The sequence below is a fragment of the Promicromonospora thailandica genome (assembly GCF_024171955.1).
In the GTDB taxonomy this organism is placed as follows: domain Bacteria; phylum Actinomycetota; class Actinomycetes; order Actinomycetales; family Cellulomonadaceae; genus Promicromonospora; species Promicromonospora thailandica.
The window spans coordinates 35,365-54,569 of the sequence record NZ_JAMTCS010000016.1 but is presented as its reverse complement, the minus strand read 5'-3'; the positions used below and the strand labels follow the sequence as shown (position 1 = coordinate 54,569).

The 19,205-nt window shown below is 72.0% G+C and carries 20 protein-coding genes and 1 pseudogene; 9 read left to right on the top strand and 12 right to left on the bottom strand.

Features of this window, described 5'->3' with window-relative positions; all coding sequences use genetic code 11:
• The first annotated feature begins 22 nt into the window (after positions 1–22).
• A complete protein-coding gene (locus APR03_RS22905) occupies positions 23–607 on the top strand; it encodes a hypothetical protein (protein ID WP_253839538.1) in 585 nt (194 codons plus the stop codon).
• A 65-nt stretch (positions 608–672) separates the two neighbouring features.
• A complete protein-coding gene (locus tag APR03_RS22900) occupies positions 673–1,326 on the top strand; it encodes a response regulator transcription factor (protein ID WP_253839536.1) in 654 nt (217 codons plus the stop codon).
• 16 nt (positions 1,327–1,342) lie between these two features.
• On the opposite strand, the gene APR03_RS22895 is transcribed toward APR03_RS22900, so the two are convergent.
• Entirely contained in the window at positions 1,343–3,013 is a 1,671-nt protein-coding gene (locus APR03_RS22895; RefSeq protein WP_253839535.1) for a GAF domain-containing sensor histidine kinase, read from the bottom strand.
• A 129-nt stretch (positions 3,014–3,142) separates the two neighbouring features.
• On the opposite strand from APR03_RS22895, the gene APR03_RS22890 reads away from it, so the two are divergent.
• The 6 genes from APR03_RS22890 to APR03_RS22865 all read left to right on the top strand — a co-directional run bounded on the left by APR03_RS22890 (position 3,143) and on the right by APR03_RS22865 (position 7,950).
• Positions 3,143–4,075 carry a universal stress protein gene (locus tag APR03_RS22890; protein ID WP_253839534.1) on the top strand — a complete coding sequence of 311 codons (933 nt, stop codon included), beginning with the start codon at positions 3,143–3,145 and terminating at the stop codon, positions 4,073–4,075.
• Positions 4,072–5,010, top strand: coding sequence for an Acg family FMN-binding oxidoreductase (locus APR03_RS22885; protein ID WP_253839533.1), 939 nt, complete (start codon positions 4,072–4,074; stop codon positions 5,008–5,010). The genes APR03_RS22890 and APR03_RS22885 overlap by 4 nt, the downstream gene beginning before the upstream one ends.
• Before the next feature lie 17 nt (positions 5,011–5,027).
• On the top strand, positions 5,028–5,918 hold the full coding sequence (locus APR03_RS22880; RefSeq protein WP_253839532.1) for a universal stress protein: 891 nt from the start codon (positions 5,028–5,030) through the stop codon (positions 5,916–5,918).
• 155 nt (positions 5,919–6,073) lie between these two features.
• Entirely contained in the window at positions 6,074–7,063 is a 990-nt protein-coding gene (locus tag APR03_RS22875; protein ID WP_253839531.1) for a universal stress protein, read from the top strand.
• Positions 7,060–7,572: a universal stress protein gene (locus tag APR03_RS22870; RefSeq protein ID WP_253839530.1), complete on the top strand. Its 513-nt coding sequence runs from the start codon at positions 7,060–7,062 to the stop codon at positions 7,570–7,572. Before APR03_RS22875 ends, APR03_RS22870 begins: the two co-directional genes overlap by 4 nt.
• A 192-nt stretch (positions 7,573–7,764) precedes the next feature.
• Positions 7,765–7,950: a hypothetical protein gene (locus tag APR03_RS22865; protein ID WP_253839529.1), complete on the top strand. Its 186-nt coding sequence runs from the start codon at positions 7,765–7,767 to the stop codon at positions 7,948–7,950.
• A gap of 51 nt (positions 7,951–8,001) precedes the next feature.
• Here the strand turns inward: APR03_RS22865 and APR03_RS22860 are convergent, their stop codons facing one another.
• The 5 genes and pseudogenes from APR03_RS22860 to APR03_RS22840 all read right to left on the bottom strand — a co-directional run bounded on the left by APR03_RS22860 (position 8,002) and on the right by APR03_RS22840 (position 13,450).
• Complete coding sequence (locus APR03_RS22860; protein WP_253839528.1) at positions 8,002–10,779, bottom strand: cation-translocating P-type ATPase; 2,778 nt, start codon at positions 10,777–10,779, stop codon at positions 8,002–8,004.
• Positions 10,780–10,917: 138 nt separating this feature from the next.
• A pseudogene (locus APR03_RS25475) lies at positions 10,918–11,220 on the bottom strand (phosphoketolase family protein); the annotation flags it as partial.
• 115 nt (positions 11,221–11,335) lie between these two features.
• Positions 11,336–12,286, bottom strand: coding sequence for an NADP-dependent oxidoreductase (locus APR03_RS22850; protein WP_253839527.1), 951 nt, complete (start codon positions 12,284–12,286; stop codon positions 11,336–11,338).
• Positions 12,287–12,366: 80 nt separating this feature from the next.
• Positions 12,367–12,996, bottom strand: coding sequence for a TetR/AcrR family transcriptional regulator (locus APR03_RS22845; protein ID WP_253839525.1), 630 nt, complete (start codon positions 12,994–12,996; stop codon positions 12,367–12,369).
• Positions 12,989–13,450: a nuclear transport factor 2 family protein gene (locus APR03_RS22840; RefSeq protein ID WP_253839524.1), complete on the bottom strand. Its 462-nt coding sequence runs from the start codon at positions 13,448–13,450 to the stop codon at positions 12,989–12,991. Before APR03_RS22840 ends, APR03_RS22845 begins: the two co-directional genes overlap by 8 nt.
• 266 nt (positions 13,451–13,716) lie before the next feature.
• Between APR03_RS22840 and APR03_RS22835 the strand changes: the two genes are divergently transcribed.
• On the top strand, positions 13,717–14,376 hold the full coding sequence (locus tag APR03_RS22835) for a DsbA family oxidoreductase (protein WP_253839523.1): 660 nt from the start codon (positions 13,717–13,719) through the stop codon (positions 14,374–14,376).
• A 251-nt stretch (positions 14,377–14,627) separates the two neighbouring features.
• Here APR03_RS22835 and APR03_RS22830 read toward each other — a convergent pair whose 3' ends face one another.
• Genes APR03_RS22830 through sufD form a run of 6 tightly spaced genes read right to left on the bottom strand, consistent with a single transcriptional unit; the run spans position 14,628 to position 19,205 of the window.
• The gene (locus tag APR03_RS22830) at positions 14,628–14,987 is read right to left on the bottom strand and encodes a metal-sulfur cluster assembly factor (protein ID WP_253839522.1); all 360 of its coding nucleotides are present in this window, start codon (positions 14,985–14,987) and stop codon (positions 14,628–14,630) included.
• Positions 14,988–14,997: 10 nt separating this feature from the next.
• Complete coding sequence (sufU, locus tag APR03_RS22825; protein WP_253839521.1) at positions 14,998–15,477, bottom strand: Fe-S cluster assembly sulfur transfer protein SufU; 480 nt, start codon at positions 15,475–15,477, stop codon at positions 14,998–15,000.
• Positions 15,478–15,505: 28 nt separating this feature from the next.
• Positions 15,506–16,816, bottom strand: a complete 1,311-nt coding sequence (locus APR03_RS22820; RefSeq protein WP_253839520.1) for a cysteine desulfurase — start codon at positions 16,814–16,816, stop codon at positions 15,506–15,508.
• A 29-nt stretch (positions 16,817–16,845) separates the two neighbouring features.
• Positions 16,846–17,613, bottom strand: a complete 768-nt coding sequence (gene sufC, locus APR03_RS22815; RefSeq protein ID WP_253839519.1) for a Fe-S cluster assembly ATPase SufC — start codon at positions 17,611–17,613, stop codon at positions 16,846–16,848.
• Between the two features lie 36 nt (positions 17,614–17,649).
• Complete coding sequence (locus tag APR03_RS22810) at positions 17,650–17,994, bottom strand: non-heme iron oxygenase ferredoxin subunit (protein WP_253839518.1); 345 nt, start codon at positions 17,992–17,994, stop codon at positions 17,650–17,652.
• The gene (gene sufD / locus APR03_RS22805; protein WP_253839517.1) at positions 17,991–19,205 is read right to left on the bottom strand and encodes a Fe-S cluster assembly protein SufD; all 1,215 of its coding nucleotides are present in this window, start codon (positions 19,203–19,205) and stop codon (positions 17,991–17,993) included. The genes APR03_RS22810 and sufD overlap by 4 nt, the downstream gene beginning before the upstream one ends.

Genomic DNA, 19,205 nt, shown 5'->3' with positions numbered 1-19,205 from the left:
GCGCATCTCCGGGAGGATCATCATGAGCTCCGTCAGCCACCACTCCGCACCCCTGGCGCACGGACCCGCCGCCGGCGCCCGCGCCACCGGCACGAGCACCACGGCGGTCGACGCCGTCACCCGCAGCGCCGTCGCCCGGTACAGCTTCGCGGGCGTCCGGCTGCTGCTCGCCGTCGAGTTCCTCTGGGCGTTCGGCGACAAGCTGTTCGGCTGGAACCTCGCCACCCCGCCCGAGCGGGCGTGGATCAACGGCGGGTCGCCCACCGTGGGCTACCTCAGCAACGTCCAGGGCCCGTTCGGCGAGTTCTTCGGCTCGCTGGCCGGCAGCGCCGTCATCGACTGGCTGTTCATGCTCGGCCTGCTCGGCATCGGCCTCGCGCTGGCCCTGGGCATCGGCATGCGGCTGGCCGCCGCGACCGGCGCGCTGCTCATGCTGCTCATGTGGCTCGCGTCGCTGCCGCTGGAGAACAACCCGTTCGTGGACTACCACCTCGTCGACGCCGTCCTGCTCGTCGGCCTCGCCGCGGTCCTCGCCGGCGACACGCTCGGCCTCGGCCGCTGGTGGGCACGCCTGCCGCTGGTCCAGCGGTTCCCGTTCCTGCGATGAGCACCGGTCCCGTGGTGCCTGTCCCGGTCGTGACCGGGACAGGCACCACAGCTACGGTAGGAGCCATGGACGTACGGGTGTTCCTCGTGGACGATCACGAAGTGGTGCGCCGCGGCGTCGCCGACCTGCTCGAGTCGGAACCCGGCGTACGCGTGGTCGGCGAGGCGGGCACGGCCCGCGAGGCGCTCGCCCGTGTGCCCGCCTTGTCCCCCGACGTCGTGGTGCTCGACGTGCGCCTGCCCGACGGCGACGGCGTGAGCGTGTGCCGCGAGCTGCGCTCCCGCATGCCGGACCTGCCCTGCCTCATGCTCACCTCGTTCTCCGACGACGAGGCGCTCTACGACGCGATCCTGGCGGGCGCGGCGGGCTACGTGCTCAAGCAGGTGCGCGGTACCGACCTCGTCCAGGCGGTGCTCACCGTCGCCGCCGGTGGCTCGACGCTCGACCCCCGCGCGGCGGCCCGCGTCATGGAGCGCATCCGCGCCGACGCCCACCGCGAGCCCGATCCGCTGGCCACCCTGACCGACCAGGAACGCCGTATCCTCGCCCTCATCGGGCACGGACTGACCAACCGGCAGATCGGCGACGAGATGTTCCTCGCCGAGAAGACGGTCAAGAACTACGTCTCCAGCATCTTCGCCAAGCTCGGCCTCGAACGCCGTGCCCAGGCGGCGGTGCTCGCCGCGCGCCTCGACCAGGACCGGCACCGACCCGCGTGACGCGCCCTGCGGACGCTCACACCGGCCTCTGACCATCCGCGGACAGCGGCACACGCCACACCAGCCGCGTGCCCACCCGGTCGGCACCCGGGGACGCTGCCTCGGTCACGAACGAACCACCGAGCTCTTCCGCACGCCGCCTCAGGTTGTGCAGCCCGCTGCGCGGCGCGTCCGACGAGATGCCCGTGCCGTCGTCCGTCACCGAGAGCACCAGGTCGTCGGCTGCCGACAGGCGGACCTCCGCCTGGGTCGCCGACGCGTGCCGGGCAACGTTCGAGAGCCCTTCGCGTACCACGGCGACCACGTGGTCGGCCGCGTCCGGCGGTACAAGGGTGTCCACCGCACCCTCGAACCGCAGCCGGACACGGAACCCGAGCGAGACACCCGCGGCGTCGACCTCCGTGATCACGCGGGAGCGCAGGCCCACGCGCCGGCCGGCGGGACCTCCTGCCTGCTCACCCGGCTGCAGCCGATAGATCGTGGTCCGGACCAGGGCGATGGTCTCGTCCACCTCGTCGACCGCTGCGGCTACCTGCTCGGCCACCTCCGGCGGTGCCGTCCGTGCCACCCGCTGCAGCGAGAGGCCGGTCGCGTAGAGACGCTGGATCGCGAGGTCGTGCAGGTCGCGCGCGATGCGTTCGCGGTCGCGCAGCAGGACCAGGCGTTCGGCGTCCGCTCGGCCCTCAGCCAGCTCGAGGGCCACAGCAGCCTGGGCAGCGAACGCGCCGAGCGCCTCGACCACGAGCGGGGAGAAGGCTTGCCGCCCCCGGCTGCGGGCCGCCACGAGGACGCCGCGGACGCTCCCGGACTCGCCGAGCGGCCACGCCGCCAGCGGGCCGAGCTCGACCGGGAGCGGCAGCGAGAACCCGGCGCGTTCGTCCGTCGACGCGTCGTGGGTGACCATCGGTGCCCCCTCGCGGAACGCGATCGTGGCGAACGTCCCGTCCGCGGGCAGCACGGCGCCCACCTGGTCCTCGGCCCCCAACCCGGCCGCCGCACGCAGGACCAGACGACCGGTCTCCGGGTCCGGCAGCGACACCGCCGTCAGGTCGGCGTCGGCGACCTCCCGCGCCTCGCTGCCGATCAGGCTCAGCACGTCGTCGGGCGAGTAGCCGGCCAGCACATGACGTGAGATCCGGTCGTTGGCCCGCGCCCAGCGCTCCCGCAGCTGGGCGTCGTCGTAGAGGCGCGCGTTCTCCATCGCGACGCTCGCGGCCGACGCGAGCGCCTCCAGCACCCGCTCGTCGTCGGCGGTGAAGTCGCCACCGCCGCGCTTGTCCGTGAGGTAGAGGTTGCCGAACGGTGCGCCGTGCATCTGGAGCGGCATGCCCACGAAGGTGTGCATCGGCGGGTGGTGGGCGGGGAAGCCCACGGAGACCGGGTGCTCGCACAGGTCGTGCAGGCGCAGCGGCACCGGGTGCCGGATGAGCTCGCCGAGCACGCCGTGACCGGTCGGGTAGGGACCGATCGCGTGGATCTGCGTGTCGCTGAGCCCGACGGTCAGGAACCGGGCGATACGGCCGTCGTCACCGAGCACCCCGAGGGCGCCGTACCGAGCATCGACCAGCGTGACGGCCGTCTCGACGATGTGGTGGAGCACCGTCTCCAGGTCCAGGCCACGGCTGACCGTGACGACCGCCTCCAGGAGCAGCTCGGTGCGGTCGCGCGGGGCGTCTCTTCGGTCCATGGTGCCTCCCGCGGTCACGGTAGCGCGTGATGGCCTGCGAGGGACCTTGGTCCCGCATGCTCGGGCCTCCTGTCTCTGCCTGGGCCCACCGGTGCGGTGGTGTCCTGGGGGTCACGAAGGAGGACGACCATGAGCATCAACTGGTACGACGGCATCGTCGTCGGGGTCGACGGGTCGGCGGAGAGCCTCGCCGCCCTCGAGTGGGCGGCACGCGCCGCCGACCTGCACGAGGCGAGCCTCACGGTCGTCGCGGCCTACGGGGTGCCCATCACCCCCGACCCCGGGATCGGCGGCCTGATCGGGGAGATACGCGCTCAGGCACGAGGGGCCGCCGACACCGCACACGAGTGGCTCGCCGAGCACCGGGCCGGCGGCCGGGTGCACGGACAGCACGCGAAGATCGACGTGGTGCAGGGCAACGCCGCCTACGAGCTGGGCCGCCGGTCCCGGACATGTGGCCTGGTCGTGGTCGGCCGCCGAGGCCTTGGGCGGATCGATCGCGTGGTGCTCGGCTCCACGTCCGCCACGCTGGCAGCCACCGCACCGGGAGCCGTTGCCGTGGTGCCGGCCGGGGCCTCGACCGGTGACCCGCGGCGGATCCGGGTGGGCGTGGGCCTGCACGACGAACCGGACGTCCTGGGTGCGGCGTTCGCCGAAGCGGCGGCACGCGGCCGCCCGCTGGAGGTGGTGCACGTGACGGACGCCGACGCCCTGTCGTCGTCGTTCCCCGAGATGGACCCCATCGCCGCGTCGTGGCGCGAGGCCGCCAAGGCAGACCTGGCCGACCGCGTCGCCCGCTGGTCGGAGAAGTACCCCGAGGTGAGCTGCACGATCGTGGTCGGTCGCGGAGACCCGGCAACAGTGCTGCTACGCGGCCTCACGCCCGACGACCTCGTCGTCGTCGGCGGGCGGAGACACCAGCCGCTGCTGGGCCGGATGCTCCGTAGCGTCCCCGACGCGGTGCTGCGGGGTGCGCCGTGCGCGGTCCTCGTGGCGCACGCCCACCGCCGCCCCGCCTCGGTGCCGCTGGGTGGGAACGAGGCTGAGGACGACTCGCCATGAGGACGCTCGACCCGCAGATCGGCCGCGTCCTGCGCGCAGCTGCCGCCGCGCCGAGCATCGCGAACACCCAGCCCTGGCAGGCGACCCGTGCACGGGACACGGTCACCCTCCGCGCAGACCCGGCACGCCAGCTGCAGCACACCGATCCGCGCGGCCGGGAAATGCTGATCAGCTGCGGAGCGTTCCTGCTCAACGCCCGCGTAGCCGCACGCCAGGAGCGTCTGGTCGCGACCGTGCGAATACTCCCGGACCCGGACGACGAGCTCCTCGTCGCCGAGCTGACGTTCGAGCCCGGACCCGCTCCCACCCCGTACGAGCTCGACCTGGCCACGGCGATCGGGCGCCGCACCACGTCCCGGCTCCCGTTCGAGGACCAGCCCCTGTTCACCGACGCGGTGATCGCCCTCCACGCCGCAGCCGAGTCGGAGGGCGCCACACTGCGACTCGTCCAGCACTCCGACCCGGCGCGCGAGGTCGTCATCGACCTGGTGCGTCACGCCGAGGCCCTCGCGGCGGAGGACCCCGCGGCGACGGCCGAGGAGGCGGCCTGGACCGCCGTCGACCCGAGCCGTGACGACGGCATCCCACGCAGCCTGCTCGGGCCGGTGCCGACGGATGCAGGGGCACCGGTACGGCGGTTCGCCGCGGCTGCCGGGGCGGCACGGTTCGAGCGCCGCAGCACGATGGGCGTCCTCGTCACGCCAGGCGACGACGCCGCCGCGTGGATCACCGCCGGGCAGGCGCTCGAGCACGTGCTCCTGGTCGCGACCACCTACCTCGTCCACGCGTCGTTCGCGACCACCGTGCTGGAGAATCCGACGACGAGGCACGATTTGCGTCGGGCGCTGCGGCTCCAGGGCGCACCGCAGATGGTCATGCGGCTCGGCTACCAGGCGCTGCCCCAGCACACGCCCCGCCGACCGGTCGGGCCATGAGCAGCCAGGAGGAACCCGTGAGCACATCGACGACGACACCCGACCCGGTGGTCGTGGGCATCGACGGATCGCCGTCGTCGACCCGGGCGGTGCGATGGGCCGCCCTCGAGGCGGCCCGCCGCAACACCAGGCTGAGCCTGCTGCACGTCTGGACGCCCGTCCCGGCCTCCGTACCGCACGCGGCCGCACTGGGGGCCTACGAGGACGCGCTCGTCGCGCAGGCGCGTCAGTGGCTGGCCGACGCCGAGAGCGTCGCGCGCGAGGCCGCACCCGACGTACCGACCGGCTCCTCGCTGGTCGAAGGGTCGGCCGCTGCCCGGCTGATCGGCAGGTCGGCCGCCGCCCAGCTGATCGTGCTGGGCTCGCGTGGACTGGGCGGGTTCACGGGGCTGGTCGTCGGCTCCGTCGCCGTCGCCGTCGCCACTCACGGGCACTGCCCGGTGGTGGTGGTCCGCGGCGACGACGACGAGATCGTGCGGCAGGACGGCCCGGTGGTCGTGGGTGTGGACGGGTCACCCGCCAACCGGGACGCCGTCCGGTTCGCGTTCGCCGCGGCGGCCGCCCGCTCCGTCCCGCTGGTCGCCGTGCACGCGTGGAGCGACCTCCCGCTGACCACCTCCTGGGAGCTCACGACGGCGACGGACCTGGTCCAGCAGCACGCCGCGGAGGAGCTGACGACGTGGCTGTCGGCGGCACACGCCGAGCACCCCGACGTCACGGTGGAGCCGGTGATCGCCCACGGCGGGCCTGCCCAGGTGCTGCTGGCCCGGGCCGGTGCCGCCCAGCTGCTCGTGGTCGGATCACGAGGGCGCGGCGGGTTCCGCGGCCTGCTCCTCGGGTCGACCAGCCAGGCGATGATCTACCACGCGGCGTGCCCGGTGGCGGTCGTCCCGTCGCCCCCGCACTGAACCAGGGGCGGCGGGGACCTTCGCCGAACCGAGGCGGGACGTTCGCCCCTGCCCGGGCCCGCCGGCTAGGCGTGTCCTAGGAGCAACAGTGCACGATGCACCGCTCACCGATCGGAGCCGTTCGGCCTCTGACACGAACGCACCGGAGAATGATCATGAACACCACCTGGTACAGAAGCGTCACCGTCGGGGTCGACGGCTCCGAGGAGAGCCTGGTCGCGCTCGACTGGGCCGCCCGCACCGCCGACGCCCACGACACCCGGCTGACCGTCGTGTCCACGTACGCCACCCCGCCTGAACCCGGACCGGGCACCAGCCGCCTCGTGGAGGACGCTCGCACGCAGGCCCACGACGCGCTGCGCGTCGCGATGGACCGGCTCGACGGACGACGCCCGGGCAACCGCACCGTCCAGACCGTCGCTCTGCCTGGGACGGCAGCCCACGTCCTGGCACAGCTCTCCCGGTCGTCGGACCTCGTCGTGGTGGCGCGGCGCCGCCTCGGTGCGTTCGACCGGGCCCTGCTGGGCTCGACCTCGTCCGTGCTCGCGGCACACACCACCGGCGCGGTCGCCGTAGTTCCCGAGGGCGCCTCCGGCGGCGCCCCCGCCAGGATCCGGATGGGCGCCGGGCGGAGCGAGGAACCCGAGCTGTGGACCACTGCCTTCACCGAAGCCGTCGCTCGCGGATGCCCCCTCGAGGTGCTGCACGCGACCGGCAGCGACCCGATCACGGACGCCGCGCTTCGGCGGGATCCGTCCGCGGACTCCTGGCAGGGCGTCGTCGCCACCGCGGTCGCCGGCAGAGCGGCCCGCTGGTCGGCACGCTACCCGGGCGTCACCTGCACCACGACCAACCCACCGGGCGACGCCGTCGCGGCGCTGCTGGACGGCCTGACCCCGGACGACCTGGTGGTGGTCGGCGGCAACAGCCACTGGACGCTGACCGGCCGCCTGCTGCGCAGCGTCTCCGGCGCCCTGCTGCGTTCGGCACCCTGCCCCGTGCTGGTGGTCCACACCCACGCGGCACGGCAGACCGCATCCGACACCGGCACGGCACCCGAGAGCGCCACACCACCGCCCTCGCCGGGGGCGCGCCGCCCGGCAAACCTCACCATCGCCCCGCTTCACGCCGGGAACTGGCCATGACCGCCGTCCCGAACCGCACCGCGGCTCCGGTCGTCGTCGTCGACGAGGGCTGGGTACCGACCCACCGCGGCCGGGTCGCCGTCGGTATCAAGTCCGTGGGAAGTACCAACGAGCTTCTCGCCCACACGTTCGACACCGCCGACACGCTCGGCTCGGCCCTGCACGTCGTGCATGCGCAACCCTCATCACAGGGTGTCAGGTATGAGCGCGAGGCCCGTGCGCTCAGGGCCGAGGTCGACGACTGGTCCTCCGCATACCCGGCAGTTTCTGTAGACCTCTCCGTCGTCACGGACGACGCTGTCGACACGTTGCACCGCGCAGGCGAGGACGCGGACGTCGTCGTCGTGGCCAGGCACCACCGCGACCTGCAGCACCTGGTCCGCCTCGGACCGGTGCCACGCGCGGTCATGGCAACATGCGCAGCCCCCGTCGAGATCGTCCCGCTCACCGGTCGAGCGCCGTCTGCTCCCCTGGTCCTCGAACGGGACGGAAGGTTTCTGAAGACGTGACGTCCGACGGCAGCTTCTCCCGGCGACACACGTGGCGCTGCGTGCCCGGTCCTGGTCGTGCACTCCCACCGCCATCCGGCCGGCTGACCGAGCCCGGTTCGGTGTATGGCGAGAGACAATGTGCAGAACTACGGGCACGACCGGACCGCGACCGCATCTTGCGGGCGCCACCCGGCAGAGGGAGGTGGCGTGATGGGAGACCGGAACACAGGTGCGGCCGCGGGCGGTGGCGCGATCTATGGGCTCGGCATCTTCGGTGCCTGGGTCTATTTCTGGCAGCAGGCCGACGGTTTCTGGGAGTTCGTCTGGGCCGTCGTACAGGGCATCGTCTGGCCCGCGTTCATGGTGTATGAGGCGTTCGCCGCGCTCGGCGGCTGACGCACGCCCGCGGATCCCGATGACCTGGAGAAGCCCAGGTCGCCCGGCGCCTCAGGCCACCTCGCCCCGGTGCCGCGCCCGCCAGAGGAGCTTGCGGATCTCGTCGAACCAGAGCACCGAGGACGCCATGGCGACTGCAACGCCCCAGTGTGCGAGGTCGAGGCTCGCGGTCCCGAAGGCGACCTGGAGGAACGGCACCTGGACGACGGCGACCTGGAGCAGCAGGCCCAGGCCGACCGCGCCCCACAGCCACCGGTTCACGAACATCCGGTGGAACGCGCTCGTCGTCTCCGACCGGGAGTTGAAGACGTTGAACAACTGTGCTAGCACGAGCGTGGTGAACCCGGCCGTGCGAGCCACGGCGAGCGAGTCGCTGCCCTCGACGAGGCCGCCGGGCAGGAAGATGTCGATGGTCAGCAGGGTGGCGATGCCCATGACGAGGCCGATGCTCAGGACGCCGGTCCACATGCGCGCGTCGATGATCCGCTCGTGCATGCCTCGCGGCGGCCGGGCCATGACGTCGTCCGTCTCGGGGTCGACGCCCATCGCCAGAGCAGGGCCGGAGTCGGTGACGAGGTTGATCCACAGGATCTGCGTGGCCAGCAGCGGCACGACGACGGCCCCGCCGCCGGACGCGCCTTCCAGGCCGACCACCCCGGCGAAGAGTACGCCGAACAGCACGGTGCAGACCTCGCCCATGTTCGAGGAGAGCAGGTAGCGCAGGAACTTCTTGATGTTGTCGAAGATGACGCGACCCTGGCGCACTGCCGCGACGATCGTCGCGAAGTTGTCGTCGCCAAGGATCATCGTGGCCGACTCCTTGGTCACCTCCGTGCCCGTGACGCCCATGGCGACACCGATGTCGGCGGTCTTCAGGGCGGGCGCGTCGTTGACGCCGTCACCGGTCATCGCGACCACGTGCCCGTCGGCCTGGAGCGCGTCGACGATCTGCAGCTTGTTCTGCGGAGCCACACGGGCGTAGACCGACACGGTGCGCGCGGCCGCGCGCAGACCCGGCCCGTCCAGGCGGTCCAGCTCCGTGCCGGTGACGGCGCGTGCCCCACGCTCGACGATGCCCAGGTCGGTCGCGATCCGGGTGGCGGTGACCGGGTGGTCACCCGTGATCATCACGACGCGGATGCCGGCCCGGCGGGCCTCGGCCACCGCCGCCGTGACCTCGGGCCGGGGCGGGTCGATGATGCCCACCACGCCGAGGTGGACCAGGTCGGACTCGTGCTCCTCCAGCCGATCCGTCCCGAAGCCCTCCGCGACGCGCCGGTAGGCGACGCCGAGTGTGCGGTACGCCCTGTCCGACAGCCGCTCGACCGCGTCGAGCGCCGTTGCGCGCCGCTCGTCGTCCAGCGGAACGATCTCCTCGCCCACCTGCACGGCACTACAGCGCGCGAGCAGCACGTCCGGAGCACCCTTGGTGACCAGCGCCCAGGCGCCCTCCCCCGGCGGGTCGACGAGTGCGGACATCAGCTTCCGCTCGGAGGTGAACGGGACTTCTCCCCGGCGCTCGAACTCAGCCACGCGGTCCACCGTGCCTGCGAGCTTGTGCGCGGCGACGAGAAACGCAGCCTCGGTGGGGTCGCCCTGCACCGTCCACTCCCCGTCGGCCTCGACGAGCTGGGCGTCGTTGGCGAGCGAGCCGCCGCCCAGCACCATGACCACCTCCCGGAGCAGCCGCTCGTCCTCGAGCGGTCCTCCACGGTCGATGTCCGGGCCGGCGCGGACCTCGCCGTCGGGCCGGTAGCCCACGCCGGTGAGTGCGACCTCACCGGAAGCCGTGGCGACCCGCTGGATGGTCATCTCGTTCTTGGTCAGGGTGCCGGTCTTGTCCGACGCGATGACCGACGCCGAACCCAGCGTCTCCGCGGAATGGAGCTTCTTCACGACGGCCTTGCGGCGCGCCATGGCCTGTACCCCGACCGCCAGCACGACCGACAGGATGGCGGGCAGCCCCTCGGGGACGGCGGCCACGGCGAGCGAGACGCCCAGCAGCAGGACGGTGACGAGGTCGGCCGCCGAACTGACGTCGTTGACGATCGCGGCGAGGACCATCACGACGACGGCGATGCCGATCACCGTGAGGCCGAGCACCTTGCTCACCCGGGAGATCTCCCGTTGCAGCGGGGTGGCCTCCTCCTCGGTGGCGTCGAGGAGCCGCGCGATCGCGCCCATCTGCGTGGCCATACCGGTGGCCACCACGACGGCCCGGCCGACGCCCTGGGCGACGGCGGTGCCCTTGTAGACCATGTCGAACCGGTCGCCCAGCGGAGCGGCGGCCGGCAGGACCCTCGCGTCCTTGAGGACCGCCTCGGACTCACCGGTCAACGACGCTTCCTGGACCCGCAGGGCGGTCGCGCTCACGAGGCGTGCGTCGGCGCCGACCGCGTCGCCCTCGGCCAGCACGAGCACGTCCCCGCGAACCAGCTCGGCCGACCGCACGGTGACCCGACGGCCCTCCCGGAGCACCGTCGACGTCGCCTCGGTCATCGACCGCAGCGCGGCGACGGCGTTCTCCGCCTTGCTCTCCTGCACCAGACCGAGCGCCGCGTTGAGCACGACCACGGCGACGATCACCAGGGCGTCCACGGGTACGCCGTCGGCACCCTCGACCCACCAGACGGTGACCGAGATGCCCATGGCCACCAGCAACAGGGCCACCAACGGATCGCGGAACTGGTCCAGGACCTTGCGCCAGAGCGGCACGGGCGGCTTGGACCGCAGCTCATTCGGCCCGTCGGCGGCCAGCCGGCGCGCGGCCTCGGTGTCGTCGAGCCCGACCGCGGGATCGACACCGAGCTCGCGAGCGACGTCGGCCACCTCCCGCAGGGACGGGTCGGTCGGACCCGAGTCTGTCGACGAGGTGGACGGCAGGCGATCGGCCCGGGACGGGCTACCGGAGCTCACGGGTGCAGCCGGACTGGTCGGTGCTCGATCTGCGCGATGTCGTGGTGCATGTCATGGAAGAGCCTCCTGTCGGTCAGTCCACCGCCCGTCGTGGGAGGGCGAGCGTGCTCCCAGCATTTCGCGTGGGGCCCGCGCACGCCAGGGACCAACGGCACGAGGACTTTTCACAGCGACGACGCGGGCTCCCCGAACAGGGTCGGGGAGCCCGGCCTGGGTGCTGCCGAGCGAGGGCACCCGGTCGATGACGTCGATCACCAGGTGGTACCGGTCGAGGTCGTTGAGCATGACCATGTCGAACGGCGTCGTCGTCGTGCCCTCCTCCTTGTACCCGAGCACGTGCCAGCGCTCGTGGCCGGTCACCTTGAGCCGCTTGGGGTGCTGGTCGAACATCGAGTCGATGATGTGGATGAACGCAGCAGTGGGCCGACCTGACACCGACCCGGACCCATCACTGGATCGCGGCATCGCTTCAGAATCGAAGGACGATCCTTCCGCGGACGCCGCCAGACTCCAGGCGGCGGTGTGCTTCCGGCGCGTCCTCGGCCGGGAGCTCGTCCGCGACCCGCAGCGTGAGCTCGCCGCTCTCGGTGAGCTCACCGAGGTGTCGGAGCATCGGCGCCGGGTCGGGAATCGCGTCCACCAGCACGGGCGCGAGCCGGACGTGGCGGCGGCGCGCGGTCATGGCCTGGCCGGGGTCACTGAAGCCGAAGACGGACGCCACGGCGCCACCGGGTCGGACGATCTCCGCGGCGTCCAGTGTCGGCATGGCGGCCAGGGCGACGGCGTCCACCTCGCCGACCGCCGCGCGGATCGCGTCGACCACGCCATCCCCACGCGGGACGACGACGTGCGCGCCGAGACTCTCGACCAGTGCCCGGTCGGTGTCGGCGGCGTCCGCGACCACGCGGTGCCCGGCGGCGACGGCGAGCTGCACGATGTAGCCGCCGACCGCGCCCGCGGCGCCGATCACGGCCACGGTGCCCGGCCGCTCGAGCCCCATCGCCTCGACGGCCTGGTAGGCGGTCAGCCCGTTCATCGGCAGGGTGGCCGCCTGCGCGACCGAGGCACCGTGGGGTATGCGTAGCACCCGGTTCATGTCGGCGACGGTGAGCTCCCCGTAGGCGCCGCCGCGTGGGTCGATCGGCCACACGTGCGCCGTGACCGCCTCGCCGACGCGGAACCGGTTCGCGGCCCGCGCTCCGACGGCGTCGACCACCCCCGCGGCTTCCATTCCCGGGACCCACGGGGCGTCGTGGCGCAGCTGGTGCACCTCACCGCGGCGCATCATCAGGTCTCCGTTGTTGACGGTCGCGGCCGCCACATGGATCCGTACCTCGTGGTCGCCCACCGCGGGTTCGGGGTGGTCGAGCTCGCGCAGGACGCCCGGTCCGCCGAACCTCGTCATACCGATGGCTCTCATGCCAGTTCTTCCTCGCTCAGTTCTGGGCGCACGGGAACCTAGCCACGCTCCGGACGGGTCGTGGCGTGGTCGGCCCGGTGCTAGGAGTTGTCGTGCAGGTGGGGTGCGGCGCCGCTCAGCGGCGTGTACCCGGGGGCGCGCATCCCGTCGAGCAGGAGCGTGATGACGCGGCGCCAGCCGTCGGGCCCGGCGTCCACGCCGAGGCAGTGGTCGGTGTCCAGACCCGCGCGTGAGCCGATCATGACGTCCTGCCAGGTCACGTCCGCGCGCAGCGCGCCCGCCGCGTGGGCCCGGTCGGTGAGCCGGATGACGGCGTCCTGCAGGGCCGTGGTCCGCTCGGCGATCTCGGGTGTGGGCACGGTGTCGCACGCGGCGGTCACCTCGGCCACGCCGCGGCTGTCGCGGTGCGCACCGGCCAGCTCCGTCACGAACCGCGTCAGGCCCTCCCATGGATCCTCGACCCGCAGGCACTCCTGCGCACTGTCGAGCATCTCGTCGTAGAGGCCGACCACCACGGCGTCCAGGAGCGAGTCCTTGGTGCCGAACCGGCGGTAGAGCGTGCCCACCCCGACGCCGGCGGCCGTGGCGATGTCCAGCGCGGAGACGTCGAGGCCGCGGGAGGCGATGGCCTCCCGGGCCGCGACGATCAGCTGGCGCCGGTTGCGCCGCGCGTCGGCGCGGACATCCGTGGTGACGTCCAGGTCAGGCATCCGGGTCCCAGTTCTCCAGTGCGTCCATCCGCAGACGAGTCAGCAGTACCGAGTCGATCAGCCATCGGCCGTCGACCTTGCGATAGGTCTCACGGTACTGCCCGTAACCGTTGTGCCCCTCGGGGGCCTCGGGCCCGACGGGGAACGTCAGCAGGTCCTCCATCGCCCAGATGCCGGACGCCGAGTCCTCGCCCTGGATCTCGATCTCCGGCATGTGCCCGTGGTGCACCGACGGGGCGTCGCCCGTCAGGTCGCGGATCGTGTCCGCGAACTCGCGCGGCGAGCCCCAGGTGATGCCGTCGGTCACCAGCGTGGCGTCCGGTGTGAACAGCGCCGCCAGCTCGTCGTGCTTCTTCTCGTCCACGAACCGGAAGTACCGCGCCTTCAGCTTCTTGATCTCCTCGACCGCCTCCAGCGCGTCCAGGCGCCGGGTCAGCTCAGCCAGGTCACTCATGTCCATGTCTCCTCGGGGGTTCCGGCGCCGTATGGAGCGCCAACCATGCGGACGAACCCCGTCCGCTTGCATTCAGCATAACCGGACGAGCGTCGTCCGAATTCCCGGACCTGCGTGAGCAAGGCGACATGGTCAGGAGGTCATACGGACGGGCATCGTCCGTTTATACTCCGGTGGAAGCGGACGAGCACTGTCCGGAAACGAGCGCGCCGCCCGCCGGACACGGCCGAGGTGGGCACTTCCACACAACCTGAGGAGCACGCGCGATGCGCATTGAGATCTGGTCGGACGTGTCCTGCCCGTGGTGCTACATCGGCAAGGCACGCTTCACGAAAGCCCTGGTCGCCTTCCCGCACCGCGATGAGGTCGAGGTCGTCCACCGCTCCTTCGAGCTCGACCCCCGTCTGGCCCGGACACGGTCGACGACCGGCCCGGAGCACGCGCAGAAGTACGGCATGACACCGCAACAAGCTCGCGCGGCCGAGGAAGACCTCGCCCGGCTGGCCCGAGCCGAGGGGCTCGACTACCTCGTCGACTTCCGCGACCACGGCAACACCTTCGACCTGCACCGGCTGCTGCACCTGGCGGCCTCCCGGGGCCTCGGCAACACGCTGCTCGATCTGTTCTACGAGGGCAACTTCTCTGCCGAACGCAGCATCTACGACCCGGAGCACCAGGTGGAGCTCGCCGTCCGAGCCGGGCTCGACGAGGCCGAGATCCGCACCGTCCTTGCGGACCCGAGCACCTACGCCGACAAGGTCCGCGCGGACGAGAGCGAAGCGAGTCGGCTGGGCATCACTGGCGTGCCGTTCTTCGTGATCGACCGGCGGTACGGCATCTCCGGCGCACAACTGACCGCCACATTCACCGAAGCGCTCGAACGGGCGTGGACGGGTCGAGCAGCCGAGCGCCCGCTCTCGTCCTGAGCGCCTCGCCGGCTCCACCACTGCGAGTAGATGGCGGCACGCCGGCATGCGCCGCCTTGTCTCGAAGGGCACCCTTGACCTTCGCCGGCGAAGTATCGAGCAACTCCTGCTCGACAGAATCACTTCTGCGCTCGCGCCTCCTGTGCGAGCGGCGCGTCCGTCCTACTTCCGCTGGACTTCGGGCAGCCCCTCGGGACCAGATCAGGCGGCAGCTCCCGGTCGAGGGAGCTGCCGCCTGACCTGCTCGATCCTCAGACGTTGAACCCCAGCATCCGCAGCTGCTCCTTGCCGTCGTCCGTGATCTTCTCCGGACCCCACGGCGGCATCCAGACCCAGTTCACACGGAACCCGTCCACGATCCCCTCGAGCGCCTGGGCGCTCTGGTCCTCGATCACGTCCGTCAGCGGGCAGGCCGCCGACGTGAGCGTCATGTCGATGGTGGCGTGGTTGGTCTGGTCCACCTGGATCCCGTACACCAGGCCCAGGTCCACGACGTTGATGCCCAGCTCGGGGTCGATCACGTCGCGCAGCGCCTCTTCGACGTCCACGACGGTGGTCGGCGAAGGAGCGGCCGTCGCATCCTGTCCGACGTCGGTGCTCGACTCGGTCATCGGTCTCTCCTCAGCTCGTGGCCAGCGCGCCGCTGCGCGCCAGCGAGTCCTTGAGCGCTGCCCAGCCGAGCAGCGCGCACTTGATCCGCGCGGGGTACTGCGACACGCCCGTGAAGACGGTCGCGTCGCCGAGGGCGTCCTCCGCGTCGTCGTCGTCCAGGCCCTTGCCGCGGGACGACATGAGGTCGTGGAACAGGCCGTCCAGCCGGGCCACCTCGTCGAGGGACGCGCCCTCGACGAGCGTCGCCATGACGGACACCGACGCCTGCGAGATCGAGCATCCCTGCCCGTCCCACGACACACCGGCCACCGCCCCGTCCGGGGTGACGTCGACCCGGAGGGTCACCTCGTCCCCGCACGTCGGGTTGACCTGGTGCGACTCGCCCGCGAGGTGGCCCTGGCCCGGCGCCGCGTCCACGAGCCCGCGGCCCACCGGGTGCTTCGCGTGGTCCAGGATCACCTGCTGGTACATCTGCTCGAGCGTGCTCACTCCGCAGCCTTTCTCGATCCCGTGGAAATCACTCTGCTCCGAAGAACGCGCGGACCCCCGCCAACGCTTCCCGGAACGCGGCAACTTCTTCGACGGTGGTGTAGACCGACGCCGACGCGCGGGCCGTCGCCGCGACGCCGAACCGGCGGTGCAGCGGCTGGGCGCAGTGGTGGCCAACCCGGACGGCGATGCCCTTGTCGTCGAGCACCTGCCCGACGTCGTGCGCGTGCACACCGTCCACCACGAAGGAGACGACGGCGAGGCGGTTCGCGGTGTCGAGCGGGCCGATGACGCGCACGCCCGGGATGTCGGCGATCTTCAGCATCTCGGCGGCGAGCTCCTGCTCGTGCCGGAGCACGCCCTCCATGCCGAGCTCACCGAGGTACTGCGCCGCGCAGCCCATGCCGACGGCCTGGGCGACCATCTGGGTGCCCGCCTCGAACCGCTGGGGCGGGGGCGCGTAGGTGGTGGACTCCATGGTCACGACCTCGACCATGGACCCGCCGGTCAGCGTGGGCGGCATGGCCTCGAGCAGCTCGCGCCGCCCGTACAGGGCGCCGACACCGGTGGGCCCGAGCATCTTGTGCCCGCTGAACGCGGCGAAGTCGACGCCGAGCTCGTGGAGGTCCACCGGCAGGTTCGGCACCGACTGGCACGCGTCGAGCACGGTGAGCGCCCCCACGCGGCGCGCGGCGGCGACGAGCGTGTCCACGGGCGCCACGGCGCCGGTCACGTTGGAGACGTGGCCGAAGGCGAGGACCCTGGTGCGTTCCGTGACGATCGTGTCCAGGTCGGTCAGGTCGAGCCGGCCGTCGTCGCCGACGGGGATCCAGCGCAGGACGGCGCCGGTGCGGGCGCACAGCTCCTGCCACGGCACGAGGTTGGCGTGGTGCTCGGCCTCGGTGACGACGATCTCGTCGCCCGGCGCGAGCCGGAACGGCGCCGCGGCCTCTCCCCCGCGCCCGAGGGTGGCGTTGGAGAAGGCGTACGCCACGACGTTGATCGCGGCGGTCGCGCCCGGCTGCCAGACGATCTCGCCCTCGTCCGCGCCGACGAACGCGGCCACGGCTGCGCGCGCCTGCTCGAACGTCTCGGTGGCCTCCTCCGCGAGGAAGTGCGCGCCGCGGTGGACCGCGGCGTTGCGCTGCTCGTAGAAGTCCACCTCGGTGTCGAGCACCACCTGGGGTTTCTGCGAGGTGGCGGCGGAGTCCAGGTACACGAGGGGTTGACCACCCCGCACCGTGCGCTCCAGCAGCGGGAAGTCCGCGCGGACGGCGGCGAGCTCGGAGGTGGTGAGCGAACCGGACTCGTCCGGTCGCACGGTGGCGGTGGTGGTCATGGTGTCCCCTCGCGGTACGTGGCGGTGGCTCAGGCCGAGACGGCGCCCGCGCCGACGTACTTGTCGTAGCCCTCTTCCTCGAGCCGGTCGGCCAGCTCGGGGCCGCCCTCCTCGGCGATCTTGCCGTCGACGAAGACGTGCACGAAGTCGGGCTTGATGTAGCGCAGGATGCGCGTGTAGTGCGTGATGAGCAGCACGCCGACCTCGGTGTTCTCCTTGGCCCGGTTCACGCCCTCCGACACGATGCGCAGCGCGTCGACGTCGAGGCCGGAGTCGGTCTCGTCGAGGATGGCGAAGCGCGGCTTGAAGAGCTCCATCTGCAGGATCTCGTGGCGCTTCTTCTCACCGCCGGAGAAGCCCTCGTTCACGGAGCGCTCGGCGAAGGCCGGGTCCATGCGCAGGTTCTCCATCGCGCCGCGGACCTCCTTGCCCCAGGTGCGCAGGGCGGGAGCCTGGCCGTCGATGGCGGTCTTGGCGGTGCGCAGGAAGTTCGCCACCGATACGCCGGAGACCTCGACCGGGTACTGCATCGCGAGGAAGAGGCCGGCACGGGCGCGCTCGTCCACGGTCATGGCCAGCAGGTCCTCGCCGTCGAGCGTGACGGTGCCCGAGGTGACGGTGTACTTGGGGTGGCCCGCGAGCGCCGAGGCGAGCGTGGACTTGCCGGAGCCGTTGGGGCCCATGATGGCGTGGGTCTCGCCGCTGGCGATGGTCAGGTCGACACCGCGCAGGATGGGCTTGGGGCCTTCCTTGGTCTCGACGCTGACGTGCAGGTCGCGGATCTCGAGGGTGGGCATATCGGTTTACTCCAGGGTTGCGGGAAAGTCAGGGGGTCAGGAGACGGGGACGGTGACGTCGATGTCGACGAGCACCTTGTCGCCGTCGATGGTCACCGGGTACACGGGCACGGGACGCACCGCGGGGAGCTGGACGGGCATGCCGGTGCGCAGGTCGAACTGCGAGCCGTGCAGCCAGCACTCGACGAGGCAGCCCTCGACCTCGCCGTCGGACAGCGAGACGGCGCCGTGCGAGCAGATGTCGGAGACGGCGTGGAAGGTGCCGTCGGCGTCGCGGGCGACCGCGACCGGGACCGGGGCGCCGTCGGCGCCGTCGAGCTCCACGAGCATCGCCTCCTCCGGTCCCAGGTCGTCGGTCATGCAGGCCAGCTGCGCGGTCATGCCGTGGGTGCCTCGGCCGGGGCGCCGGTGATGACGCTCATCGACTTCTCCAGCTCGGCCTCGATGGAGGCGAGCAGGCGCTCCTCGACCTCGGGGACGCCGATCTCGTGGATGAGCTCGGCGAAGAAGCCGCGCACGACGAGGCGGCGGGCCTCGATCTCGGGGATGCCGCGGGCCTGCAGGTAGAAGAGCTGCTCGTCGTCGAACCGGCCGGTGGCGCTGGCGTGGCCGGCGCCGGCGATCTCGCCGGTCTCGATCTCGAGGTTCGGCACGGAGTCGGCGCGGGCGCCGTCCGTGAGCACGAGGTTGCGGTTGAGCTCGTAGGTGTCGGTGTTCTCCGCGTTGGCACGGATCAGCACGTCACCCACCCACACCGTGTGCGCGCCGGAGCCCTGCAGGGCGCCCTTGTACGTCACGCGGGACCTGCAGTCGGGGACCGCGTGGTCCACGAAGAGGCGGTGCTCCTGGTGCTGGTCGGTGTCGGCGAAGTACAGGCCGACCATCTCGACCTCGCCGCCCGTTGCGGTGAACTCCGCGTCGGGCGTGATGCGCACGACGTCACCGCCGAAGGTGACCACGACGTGCTTGAGCTTGGCGTCGCGGCCCAGACGGGCCCGGTGGGACGAGGCGTGCACGGCGCCGTCGGCCCAGTCCTGGACGCTGACGACGGTGAGGTGCGCGCCGTCCTCGACGACGATCTCGACCGTCTCGGTCAGGGTGGCGTCGCCCGCGTGGTCGAGGACTACGACGGCCTGGGAGTGGCGCTCGGCGCGGACCAGCACGTGCGCGGCGGACGCGTCCTCGGCGACGCCGTCGATGCGCACCGAGGTGACGCCGGTGGCGACGGCCTCCGCGGGCACGGTCACGACGGTGGCCTGCTCGAAGGCGTTCCATGCGGTGACGGCGGTGCGGTCGCCGGGCTTGCCGGCGGTGCCGAGGCGGGCGTCGTCGCGCCCGACGGTCTCGACCGTGACCTCGGGGGCCGGGGTCACCTGGACCGTGATGCCGGAGGCGCCCAGGCCGGCCTGGAACAGCGGCTGGAGGCGGTCGGCCGGGGAGAAGCGCCACTCCTCCTCGCGGCCGTGGGGGACGGGGATGTCGTCCAGCGAGAACGACGTGCGGCGCTCCGCGCGCGAGCCTTCCGGCTTGACGGCGCCGTGGGAGTGGGCGCCGTCGGCAACAGCGCGCGAGTGATCGGTCGTGAGAGTCAT

Coding starts and splice junctions, on each gene's coding strand:
- APR03_RS22905 (WP_253839538.1), top strand. CDS start 23: ATGAGCTCCGTCAGCCACCACTCCGCACCCCTGGCGCACGGACCCGCC.
- APR03_RS22900 (WP_253839536.1), top strand. CDS start 673: ATGGACGTACGGGTGTTCCTCGTGGACGATCACGAAGTGGTGCGCCGC.
- APR03_RS22895 (WP_253839535.1), bottom strand. CDS start 3,013: ATGGACCGAAGAGACGCCCCGCGCGACCGCACCGAGCTGCTCCTGGAG.
- APR03_RS22890 (WP_253839534.1), top strand. CDS start 3,143: ATGAGCATCAACTGGTACGACGGCATCGTCGTCGGGGTCGACGGGTCG.
- APR03_RS22885 (WP_253839533.1), top strand. CDS start 4,072: ATGAGGACGCTCGACCCGCAGATCGGCCGCGTCCTGCGCGCAGCTGCC.
- APR03_RS22875 (WP_253839531.1), top strand. CDS start 6,074: ATGAACACCACCTGGTACAGAAGCGTCACCGTCGGGGTCGACGGCTCC.
- APR03_RS22870 (WP_253839530.1), top strand. CDS start 7,060: ATGACCGCCGTCCCGAACCGCACCGCGGCTCCGGTCGTCGTCGTCGAC.
- APR03_RS22865 (WP_253839529.1), top strand. CDS start 7,765: ATGGGAGACCGGAACACAGGTGCGGCCGCGGGCGGTGGCGCGATCTAT.
- APR03_RS22850 (WP_253839527.1), bottom strand. CDS start 12,286: ATGAGAGCCATCGGTATGACGAGGTTCGGCGGACCGGGCGTCCTGCGC.
- APR03_RS22845 (WP_253839525.1), bottom strand. CDS start 12,996: ATGCCTGACCTGGACGTCACCACGGATGTCCGCGCCGACGCGCGGCGC.
- APR03_RS22840 (WP_253839524.1), bottom strand. CDS start 13,450: ATGAGTGACCTGGCTGAGCTGACCCGGCGCCTGGACGCGCTGGAGGCG.
- APR03_RS22835 (WP_253839523.1), top strand. CDS start 13,717: ATGCGCATTGAGATCTGGTCGGACGTGTCCTGCCCGTGGTGCTACATC.
- APR03_RS22830 (WP_253839522.1), bottom strand. CDS start 14,987: ATGACCGAGTCGAGCACCGACGTCGGACAGGATGCGACGGCCGCTCCT.
- APR03_RS22820 (WP_253839520.1), bottom strand. CDS start 16,816: ATGACCACCACCGCCACCGTGCGACCGGACGAGTCCGGTTCGCTCACC.
- sufC (WP_253839519.1), bottom strand. CDS start 17,613: ATGCCCACCCTCGAGATCCGCGACCTGCACGTCAGCGTCGAGACCAAG.
- APR03_RS22810 (WP_253839518.1), bottom strand. CDS start 17,994: ATGACCGCGCAGCTGGCCTGCATGACCGACGACCTGGGACCGGAGGAG.
- sufD (WP_253839517.1), bottom strand. CDS start 19,205: ATGACTCTCACGACCGATCACTCGCGCGCTGTTGCCGACGGCGCCCAC.